The organism is Bradyrhizobium sp. CSS354, from assembly GCF_029051725.1.
GTDB lineage: Bacteria > Pseudomonadota > Alphaproteobacteria > Rhizobiales > Xanthobacteraceae > Bradyrhizobium.
In genome coordinates this window covers 26,913-39,272 of sequence record NZ_JAACFU010000012.1, presented here as the reverse complement: position 1 = coordinate 39,272, position 12,360 = coordinate 26,913, and the positions used below count along the sequence as shown (strand labels likewise).

Sequence of the window (12,360 nt, the reverse complement as noted above, 5' to 3'; positions counted from 1 at the left end):
GGCGGGGCCATGACAATGCAGATCGCAGATTCCGTCCCACTCTCGGCCCCCGACGCCAGGGCACGCGCCCATGCGGCGGCCGCGCGGGACAACCTGCGCACCGAACCGAGGGCGGTTCGCATCGTCATCATCGCGCTCGCGATGACCTTTCTCTCTGTCTTCGTCGTGCTGCCGCTGGTCGTGGTGTTCGCGCAGGCGTTCTCGAAGGGAGTCCTCGCTTATTTCGCCGCGCTGGCCGACCCGGAGGCGCTGTCCGCGATCAAGTTGACGCTGTTGGTTGCGGCAATTTCCGTCGGCCTCAATCTCGTCTTCGGCTTGGTCGCGGCCTGGGCGATTGCCAAATTCGAATTCTCGGGCAAGACCTTCCTGATCACGCTGATCGATTTGCCGTTCTCGGTCAGCCCCGTCATCTCGGGCCTCGTCTTCGTGCTGCTGTTCGGCGCTCAGGGCTATTTCGGCAGCTGGCTGCGCGATCATGACATCCAGATCCTGTTCGCGGTGCCCGGCATCGCGCTTGCGACCACCTTCGTGACCTTCCCCTTTGTGGCGCGTGCGTTGATCCCGCTGATGCAGGAGCAGGGCACGCAGGAGGAGGAGGCCGCGATTTCGCTCGGCGCCTCGGGCCTGCAGACCTTCTTCCGCGTCACGCTGCCCAACATCAAATGGGGCGTGCTCTACGGCGTCCTGCTCTGCAATGCGCGCGCGATGGGCGAGTTCGGCGCGGTCTCCGTCGTCTCCGGCCATATTCGCGGCGAGACCAACACGATGCCGCTCCTGGTCGAGATTCTCTACAACGAATACCAGTTCGTCGCGGCGTTCGCGATCGCCTCGCTGCTCGCGATGCTGGCGCTGATCACGCTGATCGCCAAGACCGTTCTCGAAAACCACCTCGACGAAGGACATGACGCAAGTGAGCATTGAAGTCAGGAATCTCGTCAAGAAGTTCGGCAGCTTCAAAGCCCTCGACGGCGTCGACCTCAAGGTCAACGACGGCGAGCTGCTCGCGCTGCTCGGTCCATCAGGTTCCGGCAAGACCACGCTGCTGCGGATCATCGCCGGCCTCGACTGGCCCGATTCCGGTGAGGTGTCTTTCAACGGCGAGGATGCGCTGGCGCAGGGCGCGCGCGAGCGGCACGTCGGATTCGTATTTCAGCACTACGCGCTGTTTCGCCACATGACGGTGTTCGAGAACGTCGCCTTCGGGCTTCGCGTGCAACCGCGCGCGATCCGCAAGGACGAAGCGACCATCCGTATGCGCGTCAAGGAGCTGCTGGATCTCGTGCAGCTCGACTGGCTCGCCGACCGCTATCCGAGCCAGCTCTCCGGCGGCCAGCGCCAGCGCATCGCGCTGGCCCGCGCGCTCGCGATCGAGCCGCGCATCCTGCTGCTCGACGAGCCCTTCGGCGCGCTTGATGCCAAGGTGCGCAAGGAACTGCGCAAATGGCTGCGCTCGCTGCACCACGAGATCAACGTCACCTCGATCTTCGTCACCCATGACCAGGAGGAGGCGCTCGAAGTCGCCAACCGCGTCGTTGTGATGGACAAGGGCAAAATCGAGCAGATCGGCTCGCCCGATGACGTCTACGAGAGCCCCGCGACCGCCTTCGTCCACGGCTTCATCGGCGAATCCATCGAGCTTCCTGTCCTGATCGCCGACGGTCTCATCACGCTCGGCGACCGGCCGCTGCGGCTCGCGGCAGATGGCCTTGCGCCTGGCGCGTCAAGACTTTTCGTGCGGCGACACGACATGCTGGTCGGCCCGCCCGGCAGCGGCGCCTTCGAGGGGGCCGTGCAGCATGTCCGGAATTTCGGTCCCGTGCAGCGGGCCGAGGTGGCACTGTCAGGCGGGCAAACGATCGAGATCGATGCGCCTCGTGGTCGGGAACTGCGCGCCGGCGACACGATTGGCCTCGAGCCCCGCCGCTACCGGATATTTGCGGGCTAGATCTCCGTCATTCCGGGATGGTCCCTAGGACCAGACCCGGAATCTCGAGATTCCCAGGTGCGCAATTGCGCACCATAGTTCGATGCTTCGCATCGCCCCGGAACGACTTCGACGATTTTCTTCAATATTCACCTTTCAGCCACGGTTGGTATGCAACAACGGCCCCTGATTTGGGGGCTCCTGTTCATGCGCGCCGCGGCCGCAATACTCATCACTTTGCTGCTCGCCGGCTGCGCCGGCAACGAAGCGCCGGTCCAGCAGCCGTCCATGTATGCCGATATGTCCGTCCCGGGCGCCAAACTCGATGCGCAGGCGGCGGCGATCATGATCTCGCAATACCGCCAGAACAACGGGCTCGGCATCGTCGTGATCGACCCCGAACTGATGCGGCTCGCCGAATCCCAGTCCCAGGCCATGGCGGCGGCCAACAAGATGGATCATGACGTCCGCGCGCCGCTGGCCAAGCGCCTCAGCGCCGGCGGCTATCCGGCGACGGTTGCGGTCGAGAACGTCTCGGCCGGCTATCATACGCTGGCGGAAGCGTTTTCCGGCTGGCGCGACTCGCCCCCGCACCGCGCCAACATGCTCAAGAGCGGTGTCACAAAATTGGGCATCGCGGCGGGCTATGCTCCCGGCACCAAATACAAGGTGTTCTGGACCATGATCCTGGCCTCGACGGACTCTCGATAAGCCAGACTTGATCCCGGGATGCATTGACGCCGCGGCAGACTGTCGCCACGGTCGCTCGCCATCTGCTATTGTTTCCGTATGACTGATCATAGCCCGGAAGTCGCAACAATCCCCGCGAACGCGCAACGTGTCCTGGTCCTCCAGGGCGGCGGCGCGCTCGGCTCTTATCAGGCTGGCGCCTATCAGTCGCTCTGCCATGCCGGCTTCGAGCCGGAATGGGTCGCCGGCATCTCGATCGGCGCGGTCAACGCCGCGATCATCGCCGGCAACGAAGGGCAGACGCGCGTCAAGCGGCTCAAGGAATTCTGGGAGATGGTCTCCGCGCCGGTGCCATGGAAGCCGATCGGCAAGAGCGACCATAGTCGCGAGTTGTTCAACTCGACCAGCGCCGCATTGATCGCGACCTTCGGCGTGCCCGGCTTCTTCACGCCGCGCATTCCGCCCGCGCCGCTCTGGCCGCCCGGCAGCCCGCAGGCCGAGAGCTATTACGATACCGCACCGCTGAAGAAGACGCTGGAGCGGTTGGTCGATTTCGACCGCATCAACGATCTGAAGACGCGGCTGTCGGTCGGCGCGGTCGGCGTCACCTCCGGCAACTTCAAATATTTCGACAATTTCGAGTTCAGGAAGCTTGGCAAGAAAATCGGCCCCGAGCACATCATGGCCTCCGGCGCGCTGCCGCCCGGCTTTCCGTCCGTCGTGATCGACGGCGAGCATTATTGGGATGGCGGCATCGCCTCCAACACGCCGCTCGACTATGTGCTGGACGCCGAGACGGACCGCGATCTCCTCATCTTCCAGATCGACCTGTTCAGCGCCCGCGGCGACCTGCCGACCTCGCTGCTCGAGGCGACCGAGCGCGAGAAGGACATCCGCTTCTCCAGCCGCACGCGGATGAACACCGACAAGAACAAACAGGTGCACAACGCCCGCAGGGCCGTGCGCGACCTGATTTCCAAATTGCCCGATTATCTCAAGAACGACCCTTCCGTGGAATTCTTGGCCAAGGTATCGCGCGAAAGCACCGTTACCGTGGTGCACCTGATCTACCGCAGCAAGAATTACGAATCCTCGTCCAAGGATTACGATTTCTCGCATGTCGCCATGGTCGAGCATTGGGAAGCCGGCGTGCGTGACGTGCATCTGTCGATGCGCCACAAGGACTGGCTCGAGCGGCCGCAATCCGGCGAGACCATGGTGACCTACGATCTCACGGGGGACGTCACTGCGCCCCCGGCAAAAAGGAGCGAGTAATATGGGTAGTTTGTCAGGCAAGAACGCCGTCGTGACCGGGTCGACCAGCGGCATCGGGCTCGCCTATGCGCGCGCCTTCGCCGCCGCCGGTGCCAATGTCGTCATCAACGGCTTCGGCTCGCCGGAGGACATCGAGAAGGAGCGCGCCAAGATCGAGTCCGATTTCGGCGTGAAGGCGGTCTATTCGCCGGCTGACATGACCAAGCCGGCCGAGATCGCCGGGATGATCGCGCTCGGCGAGAAGAGTTTTGGTTCGGTCGACATCCTCGTCAACAATGCCGGCATCCAGTTCGTCTCGCCGATCGAGGAATTCCCGCCGGAGAAATGGGACCAGATCATCGCGATCAACCTGTCCTCGGCCTTCCATGCCATTCGCGCCGCCGTGCCCGGCATGAAGAAGAAGGGCTGGGGCCGCATCATCAATACCGCTTCCGCGCACTCGCTGGTCGCCTCGCCCTTCAAGTCGGCCTATGTGTCGGCCAAGCACGGCATTGCCGGCCTGACCAAGACCGTGGCGCTGGAGGTCGCGACCCACAAGATCACCTGCAACTGCATCAGCCCCGGCTATGTCTGGACGCCGCTGGTGGAGAAGCAGATCCCCGACACCATGAAGGCGCGCAATCTCACGCGCGAGCAGGTCATCAACGACGTGCTGCTCGACGCGCAGCCGACCAAGGAGTTCGTCACCTCCGAGCAGGTCGCAGCCCTCGCGCTGTTCCTGTGCGGCGCCGATGCGGCGCAGATCACCGGCACCAACCTGTCGATCGACGGCGGCTGGACCGCGGAGTAGAGCGCGACCGCCGGCGAATGGCGGAGCCGAGCTCCGCCATTTCGTTCAGTGCGTCCACGCCAGCGCCGTCTCGAATGCCGAGGACAGGTGCAGCTCCGCGAACATGATCTTGCCGGCGACCACGAACAGCACGCTGGCAAGCGTCAGGCGCAGCACTGTCTCGGGCACGCGCGTTGCGCTGAAGCTGCCGACGACGATGCCGGGCAGTGAGCCCAACAGCAGCACGCCCATCAATGCCCAATCCACGTCGCCAAGCGCCCAGTGCCCCATTCCCGCGATCAGGGTCAGCGGGACCGCATGGGCGATGTCGGAGCCGACGATGGTCGCCATCGGCAGGCGCGGATAGAGCAGCAGCAGAACGGTGACGCCGACCGCGCCGGCGCCGACCGATGAAATCGAGACCAGCACACCGAGCACGATTCCGGTGACGACGGTCGCGATCGCCGTGGTGCGGTCATCGACCTGCTCCAGGCGCCGGCGATAGCGCTCCATGATCGATCTGCGGAAGATCAGCGAGGTCGCAGTCAGCAGCAGTGCGAAGCAGAGCACGAGGTTGACGAGATTGCGCTCGGAATCGCTCTTGAGGTCGAGCTTCCACAGCACCAGCAGCGTCAGCGCACTCGCCGGAAGACTGCCGCAGGCGAGCCGCAGCACCGCCGGCCAGTGCACGCTGCGCGACCAGCCATGCACCACGCTGCCGCCGGTCTTGGTGGCGGCGGCATAGAGCAGGTCGGTGCCGACCGCGGTCGATGGATGAATCCCGAACAGCAGGATCAGCAGCGGCGTCATCAGCGAACCGCCGCCGACGCCGGTCATCCCGACCAGCAGGCCGACGCCGAAACCGGAGGCGACGTAGAGTGGATCGATCATGTCCAGGGAATCTTAGGTTTATCTCGTCAGTTGGGCAATATGACGTAGAATAAACTTTCCCTGCGGCGCAACCATCTGGAAGCAATAAGAAAAATCTTGCTGTCCCTCCTGAACGGGCAGGAGTTTAGCCGCGCTCCTCGGCGTGCCGCGAAACGGTTGTTCCCCAGCGGAAGCGTGGAAGAGCCGGGGCGCTGGTCCTATTTCCCGAACGCCAGCACGTGCAGGCCGAGCCGCTGTCGCACGATCCAGAACAGCAGCACCGTCTCGAAGCTGAGCGAGATCGAGGTCGCGGCCGCAGCGCCGTGGCCGCCGAAGCGCGGCACCAACGCGATGCAGAGCACCAGGTTCATTGCAAAGGCCAGCGCATAGGCCAGCGCGCAGATCTTCTGCTGCCCGAGCATGTTGAGCAGCCGTTCGACCGGGCCGATCGCGGAGCGCACCACGAGGCCGATGGCGGCAACGAACATGATGTCGTAGCCGACCACGAATTGCGGCCCGAACAGCCAGAGCAGCGGCTTGCCGAGCGCGAGCAGCACCATGGTCGCCGCCAGCGACGGCCAGAACGTCCAGTTGATGGCATGCGCCACGTAAGCCGACAACCGCGCCTTGTCGCCGCTTGCGTTGTATTCGGCGAAGCGATGCGCTGTTGTCGCCGACATCGCGTAGTGGATGAACGAAACCAGCGCCAGCGTCTTCACCACGGCGAAATAGACCCCGACCTCGTCGGAGGGACGGAATTGCTGCAGCACCAGCACGTCGGTGTAGGACAGCAGCAGGTAGAAGCTTTCGACTAGCAGGATCGGCAGCGACACGGCGAGCCAACCGCCGATGTCGTAGGCCTTGGGGCCCGCCTCGATGTGACCGGCGAGCTTGCGGTTCAGCACCACCATCTGCCCGGTCATCGCGATCCACACCGCGCCGGCGCTCGCGATCATCGCGGCGACCGCGCCGAGATGATAGCCGAGCAGGAAGGCGCAGGCCGTGATGCCGATGATCAGCGCCTGGCGGATGATGAATTGCGGCATCAGGCCGAGCTGCATCCAGTCATGCGAGCGCGCGATGCCGTCCTGGGTGTTGGCGACGACGAAGGCGGGCAGCGTCATGCAGCCGATATAGAGCGGCAGCTCTTCGGCCGGATCGATCCAGGGCGACAGCAATTTGACGAGACCGGCGAGGCCGAGCGACACCAGTGCGGAAACGGCAAAGGTCAGCCAGCGGCTGCCCGAGAGAAAGCCGCGCAGCAGCGCATGCTCGCCACGGGCGCGGTATTCCGGAATGATCTTTTGCGCGGAGGCCGAGATGCCAAAATCCATCATGCTGCCGAGCAGCAGCACCCAAGTCCAGACATAGACATAGACGCCGTAGTCCGACGTACCCATCCAGCGCGCGAGCAGGACCTGCGAGAAATAGGCAAGGCCGGCGCTGATCACGCGGATGACGAAGATGGTGCCGGCTAGCCGCCGCGTCAGCGATGCCTCGCTCGACCCGCCCGTCAATTTCTCGCGCAGCCGCGCGATGAGGCCGGCAGGTCCGGTCGTTGCGGGTTCTGCATCCATCACGGCCAATTCGAAGGGTCCCCAAGGCGCGCACGTGCATGGCTGCGGCAGGCTTGTGCGGTAGCCTTGGGATTAGCAACGATTCGTTAAGATTCGGTTGGGTGGAGTGCGTTGCAACCCCAAACGTCGTCCTGGCGAAAGCCAGGACCCATCCCGCGTGATCTATCGGGAGGGATCGGGTAGCAGTTCCATACTAGGAATCTTCGCCAAACTACTCCCTGGGGTAATGGGTCCTGGCGTTCGCCAGGACGACAACTACTCCAGATTGGTATTGAACTCGTACGACTTCTCCGGTCCGACCAGCGTGAACTTCAGCGCCGCGCCGTCGGGCTTGGCGCCCGGCGGCAGTCCGTCGAGTTCGAAAGAAAATCGCTTCACGCCCGGTGGGCTGGGCTCGACCGGTGCCGGGATGGGCAAGGCCCAATCGGGCGTCGGGCCTTCCACGTAGAGATTGACACTGCGCGCATCCGGCGCGACCACGTCGACCACGACATTCTTGGGCCCGTCACGCTTGACGTCGCGGATGGTGAGCGGGTTGGGATCGCCGATGGTGGCAGGCTTCGGCACGGTGTCGAGCGCGGCACGCAGATTGGCGTCCTCGGTCGAGGCGACGCTGTTGAAGCCAAGCTCGGCGCGGGCCTCGACGGGGATGCACAGCTTTTCGCACACCGCATAATTGATCTCGGCGCGCAGCGTCACCGGCTTGTCGGCCGCCTTGGCGATGACACGCAAGGGCAGCACGATCTGGTCGTGATAGCCGATCGAATGGCCGCCCGCGCCGTCGTCGAATTTTTGCGGTGCCGGCCACATCACCGTCACCGCTTCGACATTGTCGGATTTCGAGAAATCGAAGCGCGGCGGAACGCCGGAATCGCCCGGCATGCGCCAATAGGTTTTCCAGCCGGGCTGGATCTGGAAGGCGATACCGCCGAGCAGGACGGCGCCGCTGCGCGATCCCGCAAGCAACCGCACCGCGGAATGTCCGTCGCGCTGCCACGGTGATGAATCGTCGGCATGGGCTGCAAGCGCCAGCGAAGACGCGAGCAGGGTTGTCGCGACGCCAATTGCCGCACGCAGGGGAACTCTTGTCAGCATGGTACGTCTTTACAGGGTCGCCCCGCGGCAAACCATTGAATTGCTTGTGATGGACGCACTTGAATCAAGTCCCTGAAAGCCTTGATTTGACAGCCGGCCGGCCCGACATCAGGATAGGAATTGAAACCGGAGTGCTTCACCGATGGCTCCCACAGGCAAGAGGACAGGCGAAGGCACCCGCAAGCCCGGCCCCGCGCTGCCCAGTTCGGCGGGCTACCTGGACGGCCAGTTGTTGATCGCCATGCCGGTAATGGGCGACGAGCGCTTCGAGCGTTCGGTGATTTATCTCTGCGCCCACTCCGCCGAAGGTGCGATGGGCATCATCGTCAACCACCCGGCCGGCAGCATCGATTTCCCGGAGCTGTTGCAGCAGCTCGGCATCATCAACAAGGGCGAGCACATCAAGCTGCCGGAGAATGCCGAAAGCATGAAGGTGCTGCGCGGCGGTCCGGTCGATACCGGCCGCGGCTTCGTGCTGCATTCCAGCGATTTCTACATCGAAAACGCGACGCTCCGCATTGACGACGGCGTCTGCCTCACCGCGACCGTCGACATCCTGCGCGCGATCGCCAACGGCTCCGGCCCCAAGCACGCCATCCTCGCGCTAGGCTATGCCGGCTGGGCGCCGGGCCAGCTCGAGACCGAAATCCAGAGCAATGGCTGGCTGCATTGCGACGCGGATTCGGATTTGATCTTCGGCGATGACGTCGACGAAAAATACGGACGCGCGCTGCGCAAGATCGGCATCGATCCCGGCATGCTCTCGAACGAGGCCGGGCACGCGTAGCGCCATTCTCGCTGTCGTGTATCACCCTCCGCTGTCATGCCCCGGCTTGACCGGGGCATCCAGTACGCCGGAGCGTATCGGCTCTATCACAACTGTCTCGGAATACTGGATCGCCCGGTCAAGCCGGGCGATGACACCGATTGCTGAGTAGCGCCTACTCCGCCGCCTGCTGCTGCACCGTCGGCTCCGTGCCCGCCACCGTCGCGCGGCGCATGTCGCGGGGCTGCGACTGGTCGTAGCGGCGGACGCGGTGCATGGTCTGGCGGTTGTCCCACATCACGAGATCATGCAGCGTCCATTTGTGGACGTAGACGAACTCGCTTTGTGTCGCGTGCTCGTTGAGATCGCGCAGCAGCAGCCGGCCCTCCGGGACGCTCATGCCGACGATCTTGCCGGCATGCGATGAGAGATAGAGCGACTTGCGGCGATGGACGGGGTGGGTGCGCACGAGGCGTTGCAGCACCGGCTTGAACATCTGCTTCTCGTCGTCGGTGTATTCGGTGAAGCCGAGCGATCCCCGCGAATACATCAGCGAGTGCTCGCAGACGAGGTCCTCGATCTCCGCCTTGGTCTCGTCGTCGAGCGCGTCATAGGCCGCGCGCATGTCGGCGAATTCGGTGTTGCCGCCCTTCGGGTTGAGCACGCGGGCGGACAGCAGCGAGAATTTTGCCGGGATGGGACGGAACGAGCTGTCGGAATGCCACAGACAGTTGCCGAGGTTGAACAGGTGCGCGCGACTGTCCTTTGCCAGCGGCTTGCCGTCCTTGCCGAGATTGGAGACGTCGTTCAGGCCCGATTGGAGCCGGTAGTCTTTTTCCTTCGTCACGGTGCCGCCGCGCGCGTCCTCGCGCTGGCCGAAATTCAGCGCAAAGGCCATCTGCTGTTCGTCGGTGATGTCCTGGTCGTGGAACACCAGCACCGCATATTTGTCCATGGCGGCTTCGATCTCGCGCGCCTCGGCCTCGGTGAGAGGTTGTCGCAGGTCGAGGCCAGAGACCTCGCCGACAAAATGTTTGTGAAGCTGCCGGATGGCGATCGTCATGACGTTTCTCCCGGAACCGCGAGCGGTTGGTCCCGCTCTGTTGAAGAAAAAAACTACTCCGGCGGCCGGCGATGTCAACGCTGGGCGCGCATGGCAGCCCGTAGCCCGGATGGAGCGAAGCGCAATCCGGGGCACGTGCCGCGGAGAGACCTCTCCGGATTGCGCTGCGCTCCATCCGGGCTACAGCCGCTCAAGCATTGCGCGCCATCAGGCCGCCGTCGACCGGGATGACCGCGCCGGTGAGGAAGGATGCTGCCGGCAGGCACAGGCTCAGCGTCATGTGCGCGACCTCCTCGGGATCGCCGTAGCGGCCCAGCGCGGTGCGGCGTCTGGCGTAGATGGTCTTGTGCTCTTCCGAGATCCGGTCGGTGATGGCGGTGCGGATCGGCCCCGGGCAGATGCAGTTGACGGTGATGCCTTCGCGGCCGAGCTCCACCGCGAGCGAGCGGGTGAGACTGGCGACGCCGCCCTTCGCCGCCGAATAGGGGCTGTGCAATGCGGTGGCGCCGAGCGCCTCGGTCGAGGCGATGTTAACGATGCGGGGGCTGTTCGACTTGCGCAAGTGAGGCAGCGCGGCGCGGATGATGCGCGGATGCGCCGTCAGCATCACCGCGATACCCCTGGCCCAGGCGTCCTCATAGGCCTCGTCGTCGATCGCGATGCGGACGGAGATGCCGGCATTGTTGACGATGATGTCGAGCCCGCCGAAATGCGCAGCGACGTCGCCGACCACGCGCTTGATCTCGCCGCCGTCGGCAACATCGAGCTTCCAGGCTTTCGCGGCTCCGCCGCTTGCCGCGATCTCCTTCGCGACGGCCAGCGCACCCTGCTCGTCATAGTCGGTGACGGCAACGTTGGCGCCCTCAGTGGCGAACACGCGTGCCGTCGCGCGTCCCATGCCGCTGGCCGCGCCGGTGACGAGAACGGTCAGGCCCTTCACGGACCGGCTGAGCTGTTTGAAATCGGCCATGCTGTTTCCTCTGAGCGCTGCTTGTTCTTGTTGTGATTGACAAGGCTGTCATCGATCCGCAGACAGGTCAAACAAGCAAGACAATCGGGGAGGCCAGCGATGACGAACGAGCTCGATTTCTCAGGCAAGCAGGTGCTGGTCGTCGGCGGATCCAGCGGCATCGGCAACGGTATTGCGCAAGCCTTTCGCGTCAGGGGCGCGCAAGTTGCGGTTTGCGGCACGCGTGCTCACGCGAAGGAATATTCGCAAGAGGAAGGCTCGGATCTCACCGGTCTCTCCTACGCGCAGCTTGACGTCGGCAATGCCGGAGCGGTCGAAGCGTTCAAGCCGTCGTTCGATCGGCTCGATATCCTGGTGCTCGCACAGGGCGCGGTGCTCTATCGCCGCCGCGAGTTCGAGATGTCCGGCTTTCGCAAGGTCGTCGAGGTCAACCTGATGAGCCTGATGGCCTGCGCCACGCGCTTTCATTCCATGCTGCGGGACTCGCGGGGATCGCTGATCATGGTGTCCTCGACCGCGGCCTATCATTCCACCATGGGCAATCCCGCTTACAACGCGTCGAAGACCGGCGCGGTCGGATTGACGCGGACGCTGGGCGAGGCCTGGGCGGAGGATGGCATCCGCGTCAACGGCATCGCGCCCGGTCTGGTCGACACCAAGATGACCAAGGTGACGACCGACAATCCCAAGCGGCTCGAAGGTGCACTTTCACGCATTCCGCTGCGGCGATTGGGCACCCCGGCTGACATGGCGGGCGCGGCGTTGTTTCTCGCATCGCCGCTGTCGTCCTACATCATCGGCCAGACACTGGTTGTCGACGGCGGGCTTATTCTCTGAGTCCAATTTCAAGTCAGATGGAACTGCGCCGCTCCTGATCGGTTACTTGGGCTGACCCCCGAGGAGGAGCATCATGGATAAAGATCGGATTGTCGGATCGGCCAAGGAATTCGCCGGACGCGCGGAAGGCGCTATCGGAGATATGGCCAGCGATACGCAGACACAGGCGTCCGGCAAGGCACGCGAAGCCGCCGGCACCGTGCAGAATCTCTACGGCCAGGCTAAGGATGCGGTACGTGACGCCACGGACACCGCGGCCAGCTATGCCAAGGACGCCTATGACAAGCCGGCCGAAACCTTGCGCGACGGTTCGCAGGCGATTGTCCAGAAGGTGCAGGACAACCCGATGGGCGCGCTGCTGGTCGCCGGCGGCATCGGCTTCGCGCTCGCGCTGCTGATGGCACGGCCTTCGCGCCGCCCGCCGCCGCGCTGGCGCTATTACGGCTAAAGCCAACGCGCGATATACATCGGGCCCCGGACGCAATGCGGCCTAGGCGATGCGTAGCATCGTCCAGCAACGCCGC

Annotated in this window: 13 protein-coding genes; 8 read left to right on the top strand and 5 right to left on the bottom strand. The window is 64.1% G+C overall.

Going from position 1 to position 12,360, the window contains the following annotated elements; genetic code table 11:
- Positions 1-9: 9 nt before the first annotated feature.
- From cysW to GWG67_RS26095, 5 genes are all read left to right on the top strand, one after another.
- Positions 10-921 (top strand): sulfate ABC transporter permease subunit CysW, encoded by a 912-nt coding sequence (cysW, locus tag GWG67_RS26115; protein WP_275172257.1) that lies wholly within the window; start codon positions 10-12, stop codon positions 919-921.
- Complete coding sequence (locus GWG67_RS26110; protein ID WP_275172256.1) at positions 911-1,945, top strand: sulfate/molybdate ABC transporter ATP-binding protein; 1,035 nt, start codon at positions 911-913, stop codon at positions 1,943-1,945. The genes cysW and GWG67_RS26110 overlap by 11 nt, the downstream gene beginning before the upstream one ends.
- Positions 1,946-2,131: 186 nt before the next feature.
- Positions 2,132-2,635 (top strand): CAP domain-containing protein, encoded by a 504-nt coding sequence (locus tag GWG67_RS26105; protein ID WP_275172255.1) that lies wholly within the window; start codon positions 2,132-2,134, stop codon positions 2,633-2,635.
- Positions 2,636-2,713: 78 nt separating this feature from the next.
- A complete protein-coding gene (locus tag GWG67_RS26100; RefSeq protein ID WP_275172254.1) occupies positions 2,714-3,889 on the top strand; it encodes a patatin-like phospholipase family protein in 1,176 nt (391 codons plus the stop codon).
- A 1-nt stretch (position 3,890) separates the two neighbouring features.
- On the top strand, positions 3,891-4,679 hold the full coding sequence (locus GWG67_RS26095) for a 3-hydroxybutyrate dehydrogenase (RefSeq protein ID WP_275172253.1): 789 nt from the start codon (positions 3,891-3,893) through the stop codon (positions 4,677-4,679).
- Between the two features lie 45 nt (positions 4,680-4,724).
- On the opposite strand, the gene GWG67_RS26090 is transcribed toward GWG67_RS26095, so the two are convergent.
- The 3 genes from GWG67_RS26090 to GWG67_RS26080 form a co-directional block, all read right to left on the bottom strand.
- The gene (locus GWG67_RS26090; RefSeq protein WP_275172252.1) at positions 4,725-5,549 is read right to left on the bottom strand and encodes a sulfite exporter TauE/SafE family protein; all 825 of its coding nucleotides are present in this window, start codon (positions 5,547-5,549) and stop codon (positions 4,725-4,727) included.
- A 197-nt stretch (positions 5,550-5,746) separates the two neighbouring features.
- Positions 5,747-7,114 carry a flippase gene (locus GWG67_RS26085; RefSeq protein WP_275172251.1) on the bottom strand — a complete coding sequence of 456 codons (1,368 nt, stop codon included), beginning with the start codon at positions 7,112-7,114 and terminating at the stop codon, positions 5,747-5,749.
- Positions 7,115-7,360: 246 nt separating this feature from the next.
- Entirely contained in the window at positions 7,361-8,200 is an 840-nt protein-coding gene (locus GWG67_RS26080) for a protein-disulfide reductase DsbD domain-containing protein (protein WP_275172250.1), read from the bottom strand.
- A gap of 142 nt (positions 8,201-8,342) precedes the next feature.
- Here GWG67_RS26080 and GWG67_RS26075 point away from each other — a divergent pair, with 142 nt between their 5' ends.
- Positions 8,343-8,987 carry a YqgE/AlgH family protein gene (locus GWG67_RS26075; RefSeq protein ID WP_275172249.1) on the top strand — a complete coding sequence of 215 codons (645 nt, stop codon included), beginning with the start codon at positions 8,343-8,345 and terminating at the stop codon, positions 8,985-8,987.
- A 154-nt stretch (positions 8,988-9,141) separates the two neighbouring features.
- On the opposite strand, the gene GWG67_RS26070 is transcribed toward GWG67_RS26075, so the two are convergent.
- Together GWG67_RS26070 and GWG67_RS26065 are read right to left on the bottom strand one after the other, a co-directional pair.
- Positions 9,142-10,029, bottom strand: coding sequence for a TauD/TfdA family dioxygenase (locus GWG67_RS26070; RefSeq protein WP_027570245.1), 888 nt, complete (start codon positions 10,027-10,029; stop codon positions 9,142-9,144).
- A 190-nt stretch (positions 10,030-10,219) separates the two neighbouring features.
- Entirely contained in the window at positions 10,220-10,999 is a 780-nt protein-coding gene (locus GWG67_RS26065) for an SDR family NAD(P)-dependent oxidoreductase (protein ID WP_275172248.1), read from the bottom strand.
- A 99-nt stretch (positions 11,000-11,098) separates the two neighbouring features.
- On the opposite strand from GWG67_RS26065, the gene GWG67_RS26060 reads away from it, so the two are divergent.
- Positions 11,099-11,836 (top strand): SDR family NAD(P)-dependent oxidoreductase, encoded by a 738-nt coding sequence (locus tag GWG67_RS26060; protein WP_275172247.1) that lies wholly within the window; start codon positions 11,099-11,101, stop codon positions 11,834-11,836.
- Positions 11,837-11,909: 73 nt separating this feature from the next.
- Complete coding sequence (locus GWG67_RS26055) at positions 11,910-12,284, top strand: CsbD family protein (protein ID WP_275172246.1); 375 nt, start codon at positions 11,910-11,912, stop codon at positions 12,282-12,284.
- Positions 12,285-12,360 lie beyond the last annotated feature (76 nt).